Annotated in this window: 14 protein-coding genes; 3 read left to right on the top strand and 11 right to left on the bottom strand. The window is 72.9% G+C overall.

Annotation, left to right across the window (positions count from 1 at the left end):
- Positions 1–4: 4 nt before the first annotated feature.
- Genes AP234_RS36205 through AP234_RS13565 form a run of 7 tightly spaced genes read right to left on the bottom strand, consistent with a single transcriptional unit; the run spans position 5 to position 12,107 of the window.
- The gene (locus tag AP234_RS36205) at positions 5–1,423 is read right to left on the bottom strand and encodes a condensation domain-containing protein (RefSeq protein WP_055479972.1); all 1,419 of its coding nucleotides are present in this window, start codon (positions 1,421–1,423) and stop codon (positions 5–7) included.
- The gene (locus AP234_RS13590; RefSeq protein WP_063842892.1) at positions 1,424–1,654 is read right to left on the bottom strand and encodes an MbtH family NRPS accessory protein; all 231 of its coding nucleotides are present in this window, start codon (positions 1,652–1,654) and stop codon (positions 1,424–1,426) included.
- Entirely contained in the window at positions 1,651–3,141 is a 1,491-nt protein-coding gene (locus AP234_RS13585; RefSeq protein WP_055479971.1) for a condensation domain-containing protein, read from the bottom strand. Before AP234_RS13585 ends, AP234_RS13590 begins: the two co-directional genes overlap by 4 nt.
- Positions 3,138–3,383 (bottom strand): phosphopantetheine-binding protein, encoded by a 246-nt coding sequence (locus AP234_RS13580; RefSeq protein ID WP_055479970.1) that lies wholly within the window; start codon positions 3,381–3,383, stop codon positions 3,138–3,140. Before AP234_RS13580 ends, AP234_RS13585 begins: the two co-directional genes overlap by 4 nt.
- Entirely contained in the window at positions 3,377–4,984 is a 1,608-nt protein-coding gene (locus tag AP234_RS13575) for a condensation domain-containing protein (protein WP_083502068.1), read from the bottom strand. Before AP234_RS13575 ends, AP234_RS13580 begins: the two co-directional genes overlap by 7 nt.
- Complete coding sequence (locus AP234_RS13570) at positions 4,984–6,534, bottom strand: AMP-binding protein (protein WP_055479968.1); 1,551 nt, start codon at positions 6,532–6,534, stop codon at positions 4,984–4,986. Before AP234_RS13570 ends, AP234_RS13575 begins: the two co-directional genes overlap by 1 nt.
- Positions 6,531–12,107 (bottom strand): non-ribosomal peptide synthetase/MFS transporter, encoded by a 5,577-nt coding sequence (locus AP234_RS13565; RefSeq protein ID WP_083502067.1) that lies wholly within the window; start codon positions 12,105–12,107, stop codon positions 6,531–6,533. Before AP234_RS13565 ends, AP234_RS13570 begins: the two co-directional genes overlap by 4 nt.
- A 470-nt stretch (positions 12,108–12,577) precedes the next feature.
- Here AP234_RS13565 and AP234_RS13560 point away from each other — a divergent pair, with 470 nt between their 5' ends.
- Genes AP234_RS13560 through AP234_RS13550 form a run of 3 tightly spaced genes read left to right on the top strand, consistent with a single transcriptional unit; the run spans position 12,578 to position 15,719 of the window.
- Complete coding sequence (locus AP234_RS13560; RefSeq protein ID WP_055479967.1) at positions 12,578–13,510, top strand: thiamine pyrophosphate-dependent dehydrogenase E1 component subunit alpha; 933 nt, start codon at positions 12,578–12,580, stop codon at positions 13,508–13,510.
- Positions 13,507–14,568 carry a transketolase C-terminal domain-containing protein gene (locus AP234_RS13555; protein ID WP_235558157.1) on the top strand — a complete coding sequence of 354 codons (1,062 nt, stop codon included), beginning with the start codon at positions 13,507–13,509 and terminating at the stop codon, positions 14,566–14,568. The genes AP234_RS13560 and AP234_RS13555 overlap by 4 nt, the downstream gene beginning before the upstream one ends.
- Positions 14,565–15,719, top strand: a complete 1,155-nt coding sequence (locus AP234_RS13550) for a 2-oxo acid dehydrogenase subunit E2 (RefSeq protein WP_055479966.1) — start codon at positions 14,565–14,567, stop codon at positions 15,717–15,719. The genes AP234_RS13555 and AP234_RS13550 overlap by 4 nt, the downstream gene beginning before the upstream one ends.
- A 76-nt stretch (positions 15,720–15,795) precedes the next feature.
- On the opposite strand, the gene lhgO is transcribed toward AP234_RS13550, so the two are convergent.
- The 4 genes from lhgO to AP234_RS13530 all read right to left on the bottom strand — a co-directional run bounded on the left by lhgO (position 15,796) and on the right by AP234_RS13530 (position 20,818).
- On the bottom strand, positions 15,796–17,001 hold the full coding sequence (lhgO, locus tag AP234_RS13545) for an L-2-hydroxyglutarate oxidase (RefSeq protein WP_055479965.1): 1,206 nt from the start codon (positions 16,999–17,001) through the stop codon (positions 15,796–15,798).
- Between the two features lie 44 nt (positions 17,002–17,045).
- Entirely contained in the window at positions 17,046–17,561 is a 516-nt protein-coding gene (locus AP234_RS13540) for an MSMEG_6728 family protein (protein ID WP_235558156.1), read from the bottom strand.
- A gap of 121 nt (positions 17,562–17,682) precedes the next feature.
- Positions 17,683–18,588: a hypothetical protein gene (locus AP234_RS13535; RefSeq protein ID WP_152990398.1), complete on the bottom strand. Its 906-nt coding sequence runs from the start codon at positions 18,586–18,588 to the stop codon at positions 17,683–17,685.
- 112 nt (positions 18,589–18,700) lie between these two features.
- Positions 18,701–20,818, bottom strand: coding sequence for a tetratricopeptide repeat protein (locus tag AP234_RS13530; RefSeq protein ID WP_055479963.1), 2,118 nt, complete (start codon positions 20,816–20,818; stop codon positions 18,701–18,703).

Raw genomic sequence — 20,818 nt, 5'->3', positions numbered from 1 at the left:
GTCATCAACCTTTCCACTCGGACAGCCGGAGGTCGGGGTCGGCTCCGACCCGGGCGATCAGCCCGGTGAAGTCCTGGACCAGCCGCCGCGCGGTCGCGGCCGAGAACAGATCGCTGTTGTATTCGAAGTAGCCGCCCAGACCCTCCGGGCCGCGGTAGACGTCCGCCCACACGTCCGCCTTGGTGCGCCCGGTCTCCGGGGGCGGGTAGACCTCGACGGACAGGTCGCCCATGCTGGTGCGCAGCAGGTCGTCCTTGGGCAGGTTGTGCAGGTTGAACATCACCTGGCACAGCGGCGGCCTGCTCAGGTCGCGGGGCAGCCGCAGCGCCCCGAGTATCCGCTCGAACGGGACGTCGGCACGGGACAGCGCGCGCAGCGTGTCCGGCCGGATCCGCGCCAGGACCTCGCGGAAGGTGGGATCGCCGGACAGGTCGGCGCGCAGCGCGATGGTGTTGGAGAAGTAGCCGATCACCGGCGCGTACTCCGAGCGGCCGCGCCCGGCGACGGGCACGCCGACGCAGAAGTCGTCCTGCCCCGCCGCGGCGCCGAGCGTCCACTGGTAGGCGGCGAGCAGCGCCATGAACAACGTGCACCGCTCCCGCCTGGCCACCCCCTCCAGCCCGGCGATCACCTCGTCCGGCACGGCGAGGGGCTCCTTCGCGCCGCGTCCGCTCCACCGGGGCGGGCGCGGACGGTCGCCGGGGAGGTCGAGCGCGGGAACCCCGGCGAGCCGCCCGGTCCAGTAGTCGAGCCGTTCCCGGCCGGACGTCTCGGCCTCGCGGCGTTCGGCCGCGACGAAGTCGGCGTAGGTGACCGCGAGCTCCGCCAGCACCGGTTCCCGGCCCTCACGGCGGGCGGCGTAGCACTCGGCGAGCTCGCGCATGAGGACGTCGAGCGACCATCCGTCACCGGCGATGTGATGCAGCACGATGCAGAGCACGGCGTGCTCGCCGTCGACCTCCATGAGGGCGACCCGCATCGGCGGCTCGCGCTCCAGGTCGAACGGCCGGTTGAAGAACGCGGCCACGGCCTCGTCGACGACGGCCTGCTCGCCGCCGCCTGGCCGGATGCGCTCCAACTCCACGGGGGCGGGCGGGGGGACCACCTGGACCGGGCGGTCGCCGTCCAGGCGGAACCGGGCGCGCAGCACGTCGTGCCGCCCGGCCACCCGGGTGAACGCCCAGGCCAGCGCGGCGGCGTCGATCGGGCCGCGCAGCCGTACGCACCACAGGATGTGGTTGCCGCTGTCGTCCGGGTCGAACCTGCTGAGGAACCACAGCCGCTCCTGACCGGACGACAGCGGCCCCGAGGGCAGCCGATCCGCGGCCCGGTCGGCCAGGGAGCGGCGCAGTGCCTCGCGGCGGGCGGGGGGCAGCGCGGCGAGCCGCCGCAGCAGCGCCTCCCGCGTGTCCGGCGCGGTCACCTACACCCCGCCCCGTACGCTGCGCGGCCGCATATCGGTCCAGACCTCGGCGATGTGGTCCAGGCACTCCTGGCGGGTGCCGGAGAACCCGGTCGGCGTCCAACCGGCCGGGATCTCCCTGCCCTCCCACCAGATGGAGTACTGCTCCTCGTCGTTGACGACCACCCGCATCGAGCCCTCGCCCGGCGGCTCGGAGTCGCGTTCGCCGGTGTGGCCGATGTTTTCGCTCATGTAAGTTCCTTCTCGATGGCAAGGGCCAGGTCCCCGCGCCCCCAGTTCTCAGGTGAACAGACGGCGGGCGAACAGATCTCGGGCGAAGAGGGCTCGGGCAGGCAGATCTCGCGTAACCGGTCGAGCGGCACGTCCTCGGTCACGCTGCGCACCAGCAGCGTCTCGACGCCGCGCAGCATCGCGTACGCGGTCGGGCGGGGCAGGTAGGCCGTGTCGGTCAGCAGATAGAGCTGGCAGGTGTGGGTGGCGGGGCCGGTGGCGAAGAACACCTTCGCGTCGACCTCGGACCAGGCGCCCACGAAGAACGTCCGGGTGCGCCCGGTCAGCTCGGCGGGCTCGCCCCTCGGCCGGTTGGGCCAGGTCGGCACGGTACGCACGTCGTTGAAGTACGCCGACAGGTCGGCCGGGCCGACCTCGTCGCGCAGCCGCATCATCGCGTAGGGCTCGTAGTGCGCGTGCCGGTAGGTGATCAGCGCCTGCCGGTGTCCGGCCCTGGCGGCGTCGGCGAACGTGCCGTCCGGCAGGTCGAGCGTGAACAGCCCGTCCTGTACGGCGGTGCCGACCATGTCGCGCAGGCGCGCGTCGTGGCGGTTGCCGACGATGAACTGCATGACGGCCTTCCGGCGGCCGGTGACGGCGGTCAGCAGCGCGGCCGCCGCCGACAGCAGGACGCTGGTCGTGCTGACCGACCAGCGCGCCGCCAGCGTCTCCGTGGCGGCGGCCACGGCGGCTGACTCCATGCCGATCCGGACGAACCTCGGGTCCTCCGGCGTTCCCGGCGGGTGGTCGAAAAGCGTCGCCGGGACGTCACGCAGCACCGAGCTCCAGTGGCGCAGCGTCCGCTCGCCGCGGGCCCGGCCCGCCGCGCTCTGCTCGTGGGCGGCCTGGTCGCGTGGCTGCCAGGCGACCGGCGGCAGCCGCTCGCCGGTGAGCAGCGGCCGCCACTGCGCGGCCATCACGTCCAGGGCCCCGGCGTCCACCGCGAGGTGGGACAGCGCGAAGGCCAGCGCCCTGGGACGTCCGTCCGCCGTCACCACGGCGCAGCGCACCGGCAGTTCCCCGCCGTAGTCGAAGCCCTTGGCCGCCAGCTCGGCGGCGACGGCCGCCGCGACCTCGCGCGGCCTGCCGCCGGCGGCGTCGAAGACGCCGACGGTGAGCCGTCCGCGCGCGGCGATCCGCTGCACGAAATCGTCCGGCGGCGCTCCCGGATCCGTGCCGCCCCCCGCCGCCCCGGCGGACGGGCTGATGGTGGTGCGCAGCGACTCGTGGCGGGTGATCAGCCCGGTCAGGGCGCGCAGCACGGTCGGCAGGTCCGGCTTGCCGGCGACGGGCAGCACCCACGTCATGTTGAAGTACGGATCGCCGTCGTCGAGCCACCTGGTGATCCGCCAGATGGCGCGCTGACCCCACGTGAGGGGCGCCTCACCGCCGTCGGCCGCGAACTCGACGGTCTCAGAGCCGAGGCGGACGAGGGCGGGCGCGGTCATCGCCCGGCCGCCGTCGACCGCTCGGCGACGTGCCGGGCGAGCCCGTCCAGGGTGTCGAGGCTCGCCGGGTCGGGGTCCAGCTCGACGTCGAACTCGACCTCCAGCGCGTCGATCAGCCGCAGATAGGCGAGCGAGGTGACGCCCAGCGCGGGCAGCGTGCAGTCGGCCGCCAGGATCTCCGCGACGCCCGGGTCGCCGTCGCAGGCCTGGGAGATCAGCTCGGCGAGGCGCTCCCTCAGCATGTGTCCTCCCGCGCCCGCGCCACCTCGGCGGCGATGCCCGCCGCCGTCGGGTCGTCGATGAACACCTCGAACGACAGCTCGACGCCCAGCTCGTCGCGCACCCGCGCGATGATCTGCGTGATCGACAGCGAGTGGCCGCCGAGGTCGAACAGGTCGTCGCCGGGTTCGATCTCGTCGACCTTGAGCACCTCACGCCAGATGCCCAGCACCGCGTCCAGCACGTCGGCGCCCACGCCACCGGTCTCGTCACCGGCCGCGTCACCGGCCGCGTCGCCGGGCGTTTGGGCGGCCGGGACGGCGGACGGCGCCAGGGGCGACGGCCGGAGGGGGGACGGCACAGGCAGATCGGCGAGGGCTGCCCCGGGCCGGTCGGCGACGGCCCGCAGCAGCCCGGCCAGGTCGGCGGCGATCGTCTCGCACGCCGCCCGGTCCAGGCATCGCGGGTCGTAGCGGAACTCGGCGGTCATGCCGCCGGGCGCGTCGACCGCCTGCAGGTGCAGGGTGCCCCGGACCGACCGGTTGAACATCGTCCAGTCGACCGCGGCACGCAGGCCGGGCAGCAGCGGGTCGGCGCCGCGCCTGCGGTAGCTCACCGAGACCGGGGTGAGCGAGGTGCGCGGGGAGACGCCGCCCAGCGCGCGGGCCACCGGCACCTCCCGGTGACGGTAGGCGGCCCGCAGCTCGGCGCGCACCGCCCGGGCGAACTCGCCGAACGTCCCGTCGGCCTCCGGCGCGCCGGCGACCCGTACGGGCAGCTCGTTGACGAACATGCCGACGTGGTCGGCGGTCTCGTCGGTCCGGGTGGACACGTCGGCCGACACGATCGGATCGGCGTTGCCGTACGCCCGCAGCAGCGTGTGCACGGCGGCGAGCAGGAGCTCGAACCTGGTGACGCCGAGCTCGCCCGCCGCCGGGCCGAGGTCGGGGACCCGTACGGCCACCGCCTCGCCGGGGGCAGCGAGCACCGAGGTGCGGCGCAGCCCCGGCAGCAGCAGCTCGCGCTCGTCGCGCCAGCGCGGGCGCCAGAACTCGGCCGCCGCCGCCAGCTTCGCGGCGACGCGGGCGTGCTCCTGCGCGACGGCCTCGCCGTAGGACAGGCCGAGGGGCGGCAGTACGGCGCCGCCGTACGCGGCGGCGAGGTCGCGCAGCAGGATGTCCTTCGACATGCCGTCGAAGGCGGCGTGGTGCGCCACGGCGAGCAGCAGGTGCCGCATGGCGTCCGACCGCAGCAGCGTGAACCGGACGAGCGGCCCGTCCGAGAGCTCGAACGGCTCCGCCACCGACCGTCGCACCGCATCCGCCGCCTCGTCCCCGAGGTCCTCGATGTCCTTGATGCTGCCGACGTCCTCGACGCGGAACGGCGGGGCGTGCCGCGCCGGCACCAGCCGGAGCTCCCCGTCGCGCTCGGCCAGCGCCGAACCGAGCACGGGATGCCGCGCCACGACGGCTTCGCAGGCCGCCCGGAGCGCCGCGACGTCCAGCGGCCCCTCCAGCAGCACGGCCAGCGGCATGTGGTGGACCGGGCCCCAGCCCGCGCCCGTCCGCTCGGTGAGCCACATCCCGTGCTGGGCCAGGGACGCCGGGCTTTCCGGTGGTCGCATCACACATCCTCCGTTCGTGGGGTGGGCTCCGTCTGTGGAGCGGGCGCCGAGGCGTCGAGCAGACCCCGCAGTTCCCCCTTGACGACCTTGCCCGTCTGGTTCTTCGGCAGGGCGTCCGTGATCAGCATCCGCTCGGGGATCTCGTGTCTGGCCAGTCGTTCGAGCAGGAAGCCCCGGATGTCGCCGGCGGTCAGGCCGGGCCGGACCGGCACGACGGCGGCGGCCAGCACGGTCCCGAGCGCCGGGTGCGGCACGCCGAAGACGGCGGCCTCCCTGATCTGCGGATGCTCGTACAGGACGGCCTCGACGTGCAGCGTCGAGACCTTGAAGGCGCCGCTCTTGACGACGTCGCTCTCCCGGTCGGTGAGGAACAGATAGCCGTCCTCGTCCAGGTAGCCGACGTCGCCCATGCGGACCCAGCCGTCCCTGAAGGTCTCGGCCGTGGCGCGTTCCTCGCCGTAGTAGGAGCGGGTGGCGGTGGGCGAGCGCAGCCAGACGTGGCCGACCTCGCCAGGCGGCAGCGGGGTGCCCTCACGGTCGGTCACCCGCAGGGCGCTGCCGAACGCGGGGCGGCCGAGCGCGGCGGGCCTGGCCGGGTCGTACACCATCACGGTCTGGGCCGGGGCCGCCTCGGTGGAGGTGTAGTAGTTGGTCAGCGTGGCGTTGGGGAAGGCGGCGGCCAGCCGGGCCGACAGCGCCGGGGGCAGTGCCGCGGCGGCCGACCCCAGCAGGACGACGGAGGACATGTCGTGCCGCTCGTGCAGGCCGGCGTTGAGCAGCTCGACCGCCATCGTGGGGACCACGAAGACCGTGCCCACCCGGTACGACTCGATCAACCGGGCGAACCGGCCGGGGGTGAACTGCCCGGGGGTGAGCACGGTGGGATGCGCGTCCAGCGCGTTCATCAGCATGGTCTGGCCGGCGTTCGTGCCGATCGGGAAGGCGTGCAGCAGATGCTCCGAGTGCCGGAACCGCCGCCGGTTGGGCCTGGTCTCGCAGCCGTACACGAGGTTGGCGTGGCCGGCGCCCACCCCCTTCGGCCGGCCGGTGGTGCCCGAGGTGTAGAGGATCTGCGCCAGGTCGCGCGAGCGCGGGCCCGGCCCGTGCGTCTCCCCGAGCCCGTCCGCGCCTCCGGCTGGGCCGTACGCCTCGAGGGCGGAGGCCGGGATCGTCCGCCCCACCCCCTCGGGTGCGGTCAGCCGGTCGTCGTGGACCACGGCGGCGGCCCCGCAGTGGGCCAGCATGGCGGCGATCTCCGGGGGCGCGAGCCGCTCCGACAGCGGCACGGCCACCGCTCCGGCCTGCTGGACGGCGAGGTAGGCGACGGCGAAATCGGTCCAGGCGCGGTGGCCGAACAGCAGGCCCACCCGGTCGCCGTGCCGTACGCCCTCGGCCCGGAGCGCGGCGGCGGCCGCGGTCGAGCGGCGCAGCCAGTCGGCGAACGTCAGCGCGTCACCGCCGGCGACCTCGATCGCCACCCGGTCCGGCTGCTCGGCGGCCCGCGACCGGAGCAGGTCCGGCACGGTCCGCGGCACGGGCCCGCCCGTCATCGGACCTCCTCCATCACGCCTTCACCCGTCGCGCGTTCACCCACGGCGTCTTCGTGTAGGGCGGCGATGCCCACCACGTCGTCCGGCATCGCGTCGGCCACCTCCAGGTCCAGGCGGGACAGCGACCGGGCGCGCAGCGCCGTGCCCCCGATCAGCAGGATCGCCACGCCGCAGATCAGGTACATCAGCCCGATCCCGCGCCCCTCGCCGGTGCCCATGACCACGCCCAGCGTCGAGGACAGCGGCCCGTCCGGCGTCATCAGCGGCTCGAGCACGGCCGACGCGTACGGCGCGACCAGCCCGAACCCGATCGGCATCGTCGACCACGCGATCATCGTGTTGAGCGCGAACACCCGCCCGTGGTACCGCTGCGGCACCTTGACCTGCACGATCGTGGCGTAGATGCCGTTGACCAGCGTGAGCGCCATCCCCATGCAGGACGCGCCGACCGCGATGACCATGAGGTCCGGCCGCAGCCCGGTGACCACACCGGCCACCCCGAGCGCCAGCGTGAAGAGCAGCATGCCGCGCACGCGCAGCTCACGCGGCCCGCCCCAGACGCTCATGGCCAGACCGCCCAGGAACGCCCCGAGGCCGGAGGCGAACGAGATCCGGCCCACGTCCTCGAGCGTCCCGAACGCCAGCACCAGCGGCGAGATCATCAGGAACAGTGGCGACAGGAACACGTTGAGCACGGCGAAGAAGATCAGAATGCCGCGGAAGCCGCGGTGCCGCCACGAGTAGCGGAACCCGGCGATGATCTCGGTGGTGACCGTCTCGCGCCGATGCCAGGCCATCATGCGGGGGAAGCGGATGAACAGCAGCACCCCGACGGCGAAGGCGTAGCTGATCACGTCGAGGGCGAGGATGCCCCCCAGGCCGATGGTGGCGAGCAGCCCGGCGGCGACCAGCGGCACGATCAGCTGAGCGACGCCGGTGACCATCTGGTTGATGCCGTTGGCGTGGCCCAGGTAGCGCTTGGGCACGATCTGCGGAATGGCCGAGCCGTACGCCAGCCGCTGGAAGGTGAGGGCCACCGACAGGCAGACGAGCAGCGGGTAGATGTGCCAGCTCTGCAGCTGGCCGGTCCACAGCAGGATGCCGAGCACGAGCTGGATGGTCAGCGCCGAGCTGTCGGCGCTCAGCATGACCTTCCTGCGGTCCATCCGGTCGACGACCGCTCCGGCGAGCGGCGCCACCAGCAGCCCCGGCACCAGCGCGATCACGGCGAACAGCGCGAACCTGGCGACCGATCCGGTGGTGAGATAGATCCAGATCGGGATGGCGAACTCCGTCAGGGCGGAGCCGATGATCGACACGAGCTGGCCGGAGGCGACGGCGATGAAGCGCCCCATGCTCGGCTCCGGCCCGTGGTCCTCCGCGGTCGCCGGCACGTCGCCCGCCCGGGCGATCCCGTACAGCCACCAGGTCGCGCCGTCGGCCTCGGTCGGATTCGGCGGCGGCCGCTCCCCCGCCACGGCCGGATGCGTCGCCGTGATGATCTCGGCCAGTTCCTCGGCCCGGTAGCGGATGAAGAAGTGGCCCGCCTCCTTGAGCACGACGAGCGCGCTGACCGGCGTCAGGAAGTGCCACTCGCGATAGCGCTCCTCGTAGTACTCCGTGGCCGGATCGCGCTCGCCGACGATCGTCACGAGCGGCGCGCGCAGCGGCGTCACCTGGCCGTCGAGCAGCTCGGTGAAGTACCGCTCGGCGTGCTGTGCCTCGGCACGCATGTTGCGTACGATGTGGCGGGCCTGCTCCGGGGTGAGCTCGCTCAGGTCGACGCCCATGGAGACCAGCCAGTTGGCGTAGGCACGGTCGGAGGCGACGGCCGAGGCGCGGGCCAGGCGGGACAGCGCGTTGAGCACCCGGCCGCGTGGCTTGGCGAACGGGAAGGCCGCGCCGATGTAGACGGCCTCGGGGATCCGCCCGGCCTCTTCCAGCCGGCGCGCGACCTCAACGGCCAGGGCCGACCCGACGCTGCTGTGACCGTAGACCACGACCGGGCCGTCCACCCGCTCCAGGACCTCGGCGGCGCAGCGGGCGGCCAGCTCGTCGAAGGGCAGCGGCTCCTCGGCCAGCCCCAGGTCGTGGCCGGGCACGGCGAGCGACAGCAGGCGATATCCGGCGGGCAGCGCGTCGGCGAGCGGCTGGTAGACGACCGCGCTGCCGCCTCCGTACGGCACGCACACGTAGGTCAGCCGCGCCGGCCCGGCCTGCCGGGGCGTCAGCTCGTGCAGCAGCCGCCCGGACCGTCTGGCGTCGGCGGGCTGGTCGGCCAGCGCGGCCAGCGCGCGGACGGTGGGCTGCTGGAACAGGTCCATCAGCGAGACGCCGGCGCCGAGCGTGCGGCGCATCCGGGCCACGACCTGGGTGGCGAGCAGCGAGTGGCCGCCCAGGTCGAAGAAGTCCGCGGTCACGCTCACCCGGTCCATGCCGAGCACCTCGGCCCAGATGCCGGCGATCACCTGCTCGGTCGGGGTGCGCGGCTCGGCGTAGTCGCCGCCGCCGAACACCGGGGCGGGCAGCGCGGACCGGTCGAGCTTGCCGTTCGGGGTCAGCGGCAGACGGTCCATGACCGTGACGGCCGCCGGGACCATGTGCGCGGGCAGCGCCTCGGCCACGTGGTCGCGCAGTTCCTCCGGCAGGGTCGTCGCCGGGTCGCCGCCCGAGCCGTTCCGGCCGTGCGCCACGACGTAGGCGAGGAGGTTGCCCCGGTCCGCCAGCACCACCGCCTGGCCGACCGCGGGGTGTTCGAGCAGCCGGGCCTCGATCTCACCGGGCTCGACCCGGTAGCCGCGCACCTTCACCTGGTGGTCGGTGCGGCCCAGGAACTCCAGCTCCCCGTCCGACCGCCAGCGGGCCCGGTCGCCGGTGCGGTAGAGCCGGCCGCCGGGCACGAACGGATCCGGGATGAACCGGTCGGCGGTGAGGTCGGGACGGCCGAGGTAGCCGCGGGCCAGTCCGGCGCCGCCGATGCACAGCTCACCGGCGACCCCGCGCGGGACCGGCCGGTGCCGCCCGTCCAGGACGTACAGGCCGGTGGCGGAGATGGGGCGGCCGATCGGCGGGCGCAGGCCGTCGTCGCGTAGCTCTGCGGCGCTGGCGATCACCGTGGCCTCGGTGGGCCCGTAGGTGTTGAACAGCCGGACCCGGCCGCCGAAGTGGCGGTGCCAGGCGGTGACCGCGGCCGCCTGCGCCTGGTCGGCGCCGATGATGGTGAGCCGCAGGCCGGGGGGCCACTCCACGGTCTCGATGTCGGCGACCAGCTCGTGCCAGTACGGCGTGGGCAGGTCGAGGACGGTGATCTGCCGGCCCGCCGGAGTGCGCAGGAAGTCGGGCAGGAACGCGCCGCCGCCGGGAAGCAGCACGAGCCCGGCGCCGGAGGTCAGGCAGGGGTAGATCTCCTCGACGTGGGTGTCGAAGCTGACCGTGGCGAACTGGAGCACCCGGTCGGACGGGTCCAGGCCGTAGGTCTCCCTCATCCAGTGGACCCGGGCGGCCAGCGCGCGGTGTTCCACCACGACGCCCTTGGGGCGGCCGGTGGACCCGGAGGTGTAGATCACGTATGCGGCCCGGCCGGGGTCGGGCTCGGGCAGCGGATCGGCCGTGCCCGCCGGCAGGTCGCCGTCCACGCACAGCACCCGGTCGGCGGTGAAGCGGTCGCGCAGGGCGGTGCCGGTGAGCACGGTCACCGCCCCGCTGTCGGCGAGCATCTCGGCCAGCCGCTGCGCGGGGTAGGCGGGGTCGAGCGGCAGGTAGGCGCCGCCCGCCCGCCAGACGGCCAGCAGCCCGGCCACGAGTTCGGGACCGCGCTCGAGGGCGACGGCGACGATCGACTCCGGGCCGACGCCGGCGGCGCGCAACGCCCGGGCGATCCGGTCGGCCCGGGCGTCCAGCTCCGCGTAGCTCCACGCCCCTGATCCGCCCGTCGTCCAGGTGACGGCGGTCGCGTCGGGGTGGGCCGCCACGGCGGCCGCGATGAGCTCCGGCACGGTGGCGGCGGGGACCGTACCGGTGCCGGCGCCCCACTCCAGGACCTGCCGCCGCTCCGGCTCGGAGAGCAGGTCGATCTCCGAGAGCGGCGCGTCCGGGTCGGCCGCGACGACGGTCAGCAGCCGGACGAACCGGTCGGCCAGCATCTCGATCGTGGTCCGGTCGAACAGGTCGGTGGCGTACCCGAACACCAGGTTCAGCCCGTCCGGCACCCGCCACGCGTCCAGCGACAGGTCGAACTTGGCCGCGGTGTACCCGGTGTCGAAGCCGGTGACCTCCTCGATGCCCGGCATTTCGGGGCGCTGCCATCCCTCGTTCTGCGTGTGCAGCACGAACATCGTCTGGAACAGCGCCGTACGGCTGAGGTCGCGCTGGACCCGCAGCTCGGTCAGCACCCGCTCGAACGGGATGTCCTGGTGGTCGAAGGCGTCCAGCACCGCGGCGCGGGTCCGCATGAGCAACTCGTCGAAGCTGGGATCGCCCGACAGGTCGCCACGCAGCACCAGCGTGTTCAGGAAGAACCCGATCAGGGGTTCCAGCTCCACCCGGTCGCGCCCGGAGGTGGGCGAGCCGACGCAGATGTCGTCCTGGCCGCTGTGCCGGGACAGCAGCGCCTGGTAGGCGGCGAGCAGCGTCATGAACAGCGTCGCGCCCCGCCGGCCGCCCAGCTTCTCCAGCGCCTCCGTCGGCCGCGCGTCGAGGAACACGGTGACGACGTCGCCGTGCGAGGAGTGCACGGCCGGGCGCGGCCGGTCGGCGGGCAGTTCGAGGGCGGGGGCGTCGGCCAGCCGGGTGGTCCAGTAGGCCAGCGACCGGTCCGCCGCTTCTCCCGCCAGGCGCTCCCGTTGCCAGGCGGCGAAGTCGCCGTACTGCACGGCGAGCGGCGCCGGGGCCGCGTCGTCCCCGGCCAGCCGCGCGGTGTAACGGGCGGCCAGCTCTCCGGCGAACACGTTCAGCGACACGCCGTCGGCCACGATGTGATGGCACACCACGCACAGGACGTGGTCCTCCGGACCCAGCCGCAGCAGGGTGACCCGGATCAACGGGGGGCTGGACAGGTCGAACGGCGTGTTGGTCCGCCGTGCGACCTCCTGCCTGGCCCACTCCTCCGCGTCGGGGGCCTGCCCGCCGTGCGGCCCGGGCGCGGGGCGGGACAGCAGCTCGATGGGGACCGGCGATCTCGCCGGTTCGACGGCCTGCCCGGGTCCGTCGAACCGCGCGGGCTCGACGGTCCGCACGGGTTCGACGATCTGCACGGGGCTGCCGTCATCGGAGCGGAAGCCGGTCCTGAGGGTCTCGTGGCGGGCCACGACGTCGTCGAGCGCGCGCTGCAGCGCGGCGGTGTCCAGCGGCCCGCGCCAGCGCTGCGCCAGGCACATGTTGAACGCCGGGTCGCCGGAGTCGAGCTGGTCGAGGAACCAGATGCGTTCTTGGCCGTAGCTGAGCGGGATCGGGGCGTGCGGATCCCGTGGCGGGATCGGCGCGAGAGCGGCGCCCGTGCCGCGCAGCCGCTGGAGGAGCAGCGCACGCTTGGCCGGGCTCAGCGCGGACACGCGAGACTCCGGGTTTTCGATCATCTTTCTCCTGGTGTAGGCGGAACCCGCGAAGGACGCGCCAGGGACAGGGCCGACGACGGCTCCCAGAGGTCAGCCAAGATCGTGGGATCGCTCCCACGTGGCAGCAGGCTAGGGACGGCCCCCACAAGCGTCAAGGCGATCAGGTGATATATCCCGATTTTTGGATGCCCGAAAGGAGTTCGCAATTCAGATATTGAGCTATGTTTCGGACATTGAGGGCAATATGGCCATCAGATATAGCGGGATTTCGGAATCACCTTGACACCCCAGCGGGCCGCTCCATACGGTTTGGGAGCGCTCCCAACGCATCCGCCAAAAACCGCCTGCCGACTCGGCCCGCCCATGCGCCGGCCGGATCGGCGGCACACGTGCGCCTCGCCCGGTCCCCGTTTCCGACCACGGCGAACGCACGGCCACCCCCGGCAACCTCCTCCGACGCTGGACCCGACGACGGGAAGGTTCGTCACCTCATGACCAGCACGATCTTGGACCGCGACACGGTCCCGCTGTCCCCGCCCAGCGGGGAGGATCTGGACCGTCTGCTGCTGATCCGGCACTTCGAGCTGACCCTCCTGCGCCTGTTCGGCGAGGGCCGGCTCAACGGCACCACGCACACCTGTTTAGGTCAGGAGTACGTGCCGGTCGCGCTGCGCCCGCTGCTGGACGACGACGACTACGTGTTCAGCAACCACCGCGGGCACGGTCACTTCCTGGCCAGACACGACGAGCCGCACGGGCTGCTGGCCGAGATCATGGGCCGGGAGGGCGCCCTCTGCGCGGGGGTCGGCGGCAGCCAGCACATCTACCACCGCAGGTTCCTGTCGACCGGCGTTCAGGGTGAGAGCATGCCGGTCGCCGCCGGGGTCGCGCTCAGCCTGAAAAGGGCCGGGGACGGCGGGCTCGCCTGCGTGCACATCGGCGACGGGACCTGGGGCGAGGGCGCGGTCTACGAAGCGCTCAACCTCGCGGCGCTGTGGCGGCTGCCGCTGCTGGTCGTGGTCGAGCACAACGGCATCGCGCAGTCCACCCCGACCACCGCACAGATGTCCGGCACCATCGCGGCGCGCGCCGCCGCCTTCGGCGCCGCCCATCACCGTACGGACTCCATCGACCTCAACCTGATCCGCCTCGAACTGGCCGAACCGGTGCGGCGGGTGCGCGAGGAGGGCCGCCCGACCGTGATCGAGTTCGTGACCCGGCGGGTCGGCCCGCACAGCAAGGGCGACGACACCCGCTCGGCCGAGGAACTCACCCGGGTGCGGGCGGCCGACTGGTACGTGCGCTACGCGGCCGCCTTCCCCGAGGTCTTCGCGGCGGCCGACGAGGCGCAGCGCCTCCGCATGGCACGGATCACCGACGAGGTGGCCGCCCGCCCGCCGTCCGTGTGGCGGGCCGCCCCGTGAGCGTACGGATCAGCGAAGGCGCACCGAACGCGGGCACGCCGGCCACGGGCGCCGCCCGCACCCCCCGGATGGCCGATCACCTCAACGCGGCGCTGCACACCCTGCTGGAGTCCGATCCGCGCGTGTTCGTCCTCGGCGAGGACATCCGCGACCCGTACGGCGGCGCCTTCAAGATCACAAAGGGGCTGTCCAGCCGGTTCGCCGACCGGGTGCTGTCCACCCCGCTCAGCGAGGGCACGCTGGTGGGCGCGGGGGCCGGGCTGGCCCTGGCCGGTGAGAAGGCGATCGTCGAGATCATGTTCTCCGACTTCGTGACGCTCGCCTTCGACCAGATCGTCAACTTCGCCGCGAAGTCCACCACGATGTACGGCAGGCCGGTGCCCGTGCCGCTCATCGTCCGCTGCCCCACGGGCGGGCGGCGCGGCTACGGCCCGACGCACAGCCAGAGCCTGCAGAAGCACTTCGTCGGGGTCCCTGGGCTGTCGCTGCACGAGCTGAGCCCGTTCCACCACGCCGGTGAGCTGCTCACGCACCTGCTGTCACTCGGCGAGCCGTGCGTGCTGTTCGAGGACAAGGTGCTCTACACCGAACGGATCTTCCGCGACGGCGTCGTGGACGACCTGTTCCGCTTCGATCTGGTCGGCGGGCCGTCCGGGTGGGCCCGGGTCGGCGTGCCGGGTGAGACCCGCTACGACTGCACGCTGATCGCGCCGGGCGGGCTGACCCGGCGCGCGCTGGCCGCCATGCGCGCGCTGCTCATCGAGGACGACCTGCTGTGCCGGCTGCTGGTGCCCGCCCGGCTCTACCCGCTGGACCTGGCGCCGATCCTCGGTGACGTGACCGGCCACGTCTGCGTGGTCGAGGACGGGACGGCCGGAGGCACCTGGGGTGCCGAGGTGGCGCAGACCCTCTATCCGCGGCTGTGGTCGCGGCTGACCAGGCCGATCGGCCTGGTCAGCGCCGCCGACAGCGTCATCCCCACGGCGGCGCACCTGGAAAGCGCGGTCCTGGTGGGCGAGGACACGATCCGCCTGGCCGTACGGGAGGCCCTTTCTTGATCGACATCAGGGTGCCCAAGCTCAACAACAACGACAGCAGCTATCTGCTGGTGGAGTGGACCGTCGAGGATCGCTCACCGGTGCTGGAGGGCGATCCCATCGCGGTCGTGGAGACCTCCAAGGCCGCGGAGGAGCTGGTCGCCGAGGCCTCCGGCGTGCTGCACCACGTCATCGCGGTGAACGCCGAGTGCGCGCCCGGCCAGGTGATCGCCCGCCTGTCGGCGCCGGACGCGGCGGCCGGGCCCGCCCCCTCCCCCACCGCCGAGCCTGACGGCGTCGCCCTCGTTCCGGAACCGGCCGAGCCGTCGCCCGCCACCCCCGCCGCCTCGACCACTCCGGCCGCCCCGGTCGGCGGCGAGCCCGTGATCACGGCTCCGGCGCGGGCGCTGATGGCGGAGCTGGGCGTCGACGCGGAAGACGTACGGGCGCTCGGCACGCGCGTGATCCGGCGCGCGGACGTGCTGGCCGTCGCGCGCGACACGATCGCGCTGACGAAGGCGCAGCGGCGCACCGCCGAGGTGGTCGAGCTGTCGCACCGCACCGTGCCCGCCGCCTACTCCGTGGTCCGGGTCGAGGTGACCCGGGCCCTGCGGCTCGCCGCCGAGCGGACCAGGGCGCTGCGCGCCCTGGTGGGCCTGCCCGAGCTGCTGGTCAAGGCGGCGGCGAGCCTCGTGGAGCGCTTCCCGCTGTGCTTCGCCACTCCGCTGGACGCGGCCCGGGTGCGACGGGCCGGCACCGCCGACATCGGCGTCACGATGGACGTCGGCGAGGGGCTCTACGTCCCGGTCGTCCACGACGCCGGAAACCGCCCGCTCGGCGAGATCGCCCGAGAGCTGATGGGCTATCGTACGGCCGCCTTCCGCGGCACGTTCCGCGAACGCGACCTCACCGGCGCCAACCTCACGGTCACCCTGCACAACGACGACGGCGTCGTACTGGCCGTGCCGATCGTGTTCCCCGGGCAGATCTGCGCGCTGTCGCTCGCCGGGCCGTACCGCGAGGCCGTCGTCGCGGACGACGGCCAGGTGGGCACGCGGGACGTCGTGAACCTGGGGCTGGCCTACGACCACCGCTATGTCAACGGCCGCGACGCCGTGCTGTTCCTGCAGGCGCTGCGCGAACTGCTCGAATCCCCAGATGTCATGACGTGAGGCCGCCTCGCGGCGGGGGTCCCGTCCCGTCCCCGCTCGATCGGTCGTCGCGGGAACCCATCCGTTCCACGGGTTTTCACGAGCTCACTTCGCCGTCGATGACGTCGACGACGTACTCCGCGATCGCCATGGACGAGGTCGCCGCGGGAGAGGGCGCGTTTCGCACGGTCGTGACCGGTCCGAGCCGGTTGATGCGGAAGTCGTCGACGAGGCCGCCGTCGCGGTCGAGCGCCTGCGCGCGCACCCCCGCGCCGGCCCGCACGACGTCTTTCGCGCCTATCTCCGGCACATAACGCTGGGCGGCCTTCATATAGGCACGTTTGGAGAGGGATCCGTACATTTCCCTGACTCCGGTCAGCCAGTGGCGGCGCGCCATCCGCCACATGCCGGGCCAGCTCGCGATGCCGAGCAGATCCGCCGGGGAGATCGCCGTACGGCGGTAGCCCTCGCGGGCCAGGGCCAGGACCGCGTTCGGGCCGACGTCCACCGCCCCCGAGATCCGCCGGGTGAAGTGCACTCCGAGGAAGGGATATCCGGGGTCGGGAACGGGGTAGATCAGCCCGCGCACCATGTGCGCCTTCTCCTCGGAGATGAGCATGTACTCACCCCGGAACGGGATGATCCGCGGCTCGGGCGCGTCACCGGCCAGCCCCGAGACCCGGTCGGCGTGGATGCCGGCGCAGACGATCAAATGGTTCACCCGGACGGCCCGCTCGCCCGAGCCGATCTCCAACTCCCCGCCGACCCGATCGATGCGGGTGACGGGATAGGAGAACCGCACCTCGCCCCCGGCCGCGACGATGTCGTCGGCGAACGACCGCGCGATGCGGGGAAAGTCGGTGATGGCGGTCCTGGGCGAATGCAGGGCCGCCAGGCCCGTGGCGTACGGCTCGATCTCCCTGATCTCCTCGGGACCGATGCGCCGCAGACCGGGCACGGCGTTCACGTCGGCCCTGGCGTAGAGATCGTCCATCCGCGCCACGTCCGCCTCGCTGACCGCGACGACGAGCTTGCCGCACTCGTCATAGGGCAGGCCGCGCCCGGCGCAGTACTCGCGCAGCATGTCCCGGCCCCGGGTGCACAGCCGGGCCTTGAGACTGCCCGGCTTGTAGTAGATGCCCGCGTGCACGACGCCGGAGTTGTGACCCGTCTGGTGGACGGCCACCCGGTCCTCCTTCTCCATGACGACGACACCGGTGCCCGGCCTGCGCCGGGTGATCTCCCGGCCGATCGCGAGCCCGACGATGCCGGCCCCGACGATGCCGACGACTTCGTCAGCCATACGTGTCTTCCGTTCTCTGGTTGTGGGTCCTGGACCAGGTCGGCCTATTGGAGGCTCGCGTCCGGTGGCGGCAGGCACCTCGGCGGGCGGTCGGAGGCGGGCCAGACGTAGGGGAGGTCGTCGGGCTCGTCGCCGAAGATCGGGCGGTAGAACTCGGGAGCCTTGCGTAACAGGACGGAGCGGTGGCTCAGGTGCAGGTCTCTGTCGCCGAGCCAGGGCGGAAGTTCGCCGGCCTCCCCCAGCAGGCGTTGCCGGCGCGGCGTCGCGAGGTCGCAGCGCTCGGCGAGCTCACGCACCATGCTCGCCGAGCAGGTGTCGGCCCGGCCCAGCGAGCACCACTGATCGCACACCTCCAGGCCGTACCTGACCAGGGCCTCCTCGTAGCCCGCCCACATGCGGACGACCGGATGGTGGCGCCAGCCGTACCCCCGCACGGTCAGCGCACGCAGGATCTGCAGTGCCTCGACTCTCTGCTTGCCGAGCCTGAGCGGGTCGAGCACCCGCGCCGTGCGGGCGAAATCGGGATAGGGCAGGAAGGTCTGCATCGCCGTCCGCTCCACAGCTCTCCACCGGGCCGCCCGCCCCTCGCGGCGAGCGCCCGTCCTGCCATCGTACGGGGGCACGCGCTTCGCAGCCCGAGGACGTCGTCGCCTTGGGGGCCCTGAGAGCGGCCCGGGTGTTCTACTTTTCCGTCCACTTTTCGTACGTATCGTCCCCCGGGAGCACCCAGACCTTCGTGTCGGGCCTGGCGATCGTCCGTACCAGCGTCGCCTTGCCGGTCGCCTTCGATACCCGGTAGATCGCCACTCCCGTACGGGTCTTCGACCGGACGATCAGGCGTCCCGCCCTGTCGAAGTCGAGGTCGTCGATGTACTGTCCGCGCGGCAGCCCCACGGCCACCGTACGGCTCGCGCGGCCGGTGCGCAGGTCGAGCAGGCGCAGTTCGCGGTACTTCTGCTCCTTGCCGACGGGCACGGCGGCCGTGCGGTGGTCGTTCGCCAGCGCCGTCGGCCACAGCCGCGTCTTCAGCCGGGTCCTGGCGCGGAGCCCTCGATCGAACACCGTCAGCCGATCCCCCGCCAGGAGCAGCCGCCCGCCGTCCGGGCTGAATCCGATGAAGCCCCACGCGTCCGTCTTCCCCGGAGGCGGCGACGTCTTGCCCTTACGCAGGTCCACGAAGACCCCCACGCCGGGGGCCGAGGTCGTCGTGACCACATAGCTTCCGTCGTCCGACACCGACGGCCATTCCTCGTCGATCGCGAACGCCGTGATCCGCCGCGACACCACCCTTTCCCTGCCGTTCAGGGTCCGCTCGACGAACAGCCCGTCCGATTTCCGGTAGTAGAAGAAATGCCGCCCGTCCCCGCTGACCAGGAACGGCGCAGAGGCGCCGGCGTTGACCGCGTCCTTTGGCGCCTTGGTGAGCGCCTCTGGCACCTCCACCACGTCTCCGTCTGTCAGCACCAGCTCCCAGGTCTGCGTTCGCTGCGCGTACGCGATCGTGATCGGCGCGGTCGCCGCGGCGGGCTGTCCGGTCAGGGTGACCGGCGTCAGGAGCAGCGCCGCGAGAATCGGTTGCAATCCCATGTTTCATGAGATGCCGGAAATCGTTGGAATGTTGCGGACCTTCGCCGCAGCCGGTCGCCGTCCGCCGTCCCGGAGCATCGCGCACGATCCGGGACGGCGGCTCGCCTCAGGATCAGGCCGACAGGTCGGCGCGGGCCTGAGCGCGCAGCGTGGTCAGGCAGGTGTCCAGGCGTTCCCGGGTGTCCTCGTCGCCGGTGGCGGCCAGCACGATCTCGTAGTCGGCTGCGGCGTCGGCGTAGCGGCCGGACTCCTGACGGACGACGGCCCGGTTGAACCGCATCTCGGGGGTGCCCGACAGTTCCACCGCCCGATCCAGGTCGTGCGCGGCCTCCGTGAGGTCGCCCAGGGCGTACGCGACCTCGCCCCGCAGCGCCCACGCCTCGGCGAGCCGTCCGTCGCGGTCGATCGCGGCCGACAGTGCCTCACGGGCGCCGCCCCGGTCGCCGCGCTCGGCGAGCAGCCGGCCTTTCAGGCACAGCAGGTGGGCATTGGCCGGGGCGAGCCCGAGCCCGGTCGTGACGTCCGCCCAGGCGTCGTGGGACCGGCCCAGCTCGCACAGCAGCCCGGCCCGGTTGATCCGGGCGTCCAGATGCGCCGGGTCCAGCTCCAGCGTGTAGCCGAAGTCGGCCAGCGCCCCCTCGACGTCGCCGAGTTCGAGCCGGGCGTCGCCGAGGTTGTAGTACGCCTCGGGGAACGGCGGCGACAGGCGCAGCGCCTGCTCGTAGGCGGCGATCGCCTCCTCGTCCCGGCCGAGCCTGCGCAGGATGTTGCCCACGTTGAAGTGGTGCTCGGGGAAGTCCGGGTCGAGCTCGACGACGGTCTGGTAGTCGCCGAGCGACTCCTCCAGCCTGCCCATCATGCCGAGCACCTGGGCGCGGTTGTAACGCAGCACCGCCCGGTGCAGGACGTGCTCCCCCGGGGCGAGCTCCCGGTTGAGCCTGGCCATGCCGTCCTCGAGCATGCGCAGCGCCTCGTCCGCCCGGCCCTGACGCACTTCGACCAGCGCGAGGCCGTTGTGCCCGAAGACCGTGTGGAAGGCGCGTTTCTTGGGATCTTCGGCAAGGGAGGCGATGGCGATCGACAGGTTCATCCAGGCACGCGCCCGCTGGTAGTCCCGCCGCGGCTCCGGATAGTGCCGGGCGTACAGCATCGCGGTGCTGTAGGCGAGCTCCATGTGCACGAGGGGATCGGTGCTGACGGCCCGGGCCTCGTCGTAGATGGCCATCGCCTCGTCGGCCCGCCCGAGCGAGGCGAGCGTCGTACTCGTCGCGTTGGTGAAGTGCCACCACTGCTCTTCCTGGGCGTACCGGTCCACGATCGCCCTGCCGCGCAGCCCGAGGTCCGCCGCCGCCTGGTAGAGGCCGATGCCGCGGCAGTGGTCCATCGCCGTACGCAGCGCGGTCAGGCCCGCGCCGGCGGGGTCGGCGCCGTGCTCGGCGTGATAAGGGATCGCGCCCAGCGACAGGGAGAACTCGCCCCGGCCCGCGAGCGTCGCCGCCCGCTCGTCGTGCAGCCGCGCCCGCTCCGCTTCGTCCAGCCGCAGGTAGGCCGCGAGCAGCCGGGGGTCGTCCGCCGTCCCCTCGCTGTCGACGTACGCACGCGCGCCCTCCGCCGCGTCCGGACCGGGGCCGGGGTCGGCGCTCGCCGGAGCGTCCACGCCTGTCGCGTGGCGTTCCAGGACCCCGGCCAGGGAGATCGGAATCTCGCCCGGCGGGTCGGCGATCGGCTCGTGATCCGTGCCGACCACGACGGTCAGCCCGCCGAGGTCGCCGCGGCGCAGCAGTACGGCGACGAACTCCTGGTCGGTGGGGTCGGCCTGGTACACGTTCTCGAAGACGAGCGTGCGGGGCTCGCCGCCAGACGCCCGCAGATGGTCGCGCAGCAGCTCCGCCAGGCCGTTGGCGATGTTGAGGGTGTGCAGCCGGGAGTAGAACCGAGTGCGCTCGCCCTTCCGTGCGGTCCACTCCAGCGACGTCCACATCGGGGGCACCAGGTGGGCGAGCTCCGGAGCGCTGGTCAGGATCTCGATGTTGTGCGCCGGCCCCAGCTCCGGCCGGCGCCGCAGCGCGTCCGGCACGATCAGCCGCATCAGCGCGCCCGCGGCGGTGTACGGCCCGCGCAGCCGCCGGTGGGCGTCGAGCACGGCCAGGACCGGCGGGAGGTCCAGTCCCTCCAGGAACCGTTCGCGGTCGCGGCGCAGGCTAGCCCTGATCCAGTGATGGTTGCCCAT

The organism is Sphaerimonospora mesophila, assembly GCF_001417795.1.
Lineage (GTDB): Bacteria > Actinomycetota > Actinomycetes > Streptosporangiales > Streptosporangiaceae > Sphaerimonospora > Sphaerimonospora mesophila.
This window is presented reverse-complemented; position numbering and strand designations above follow the sequence as displayed.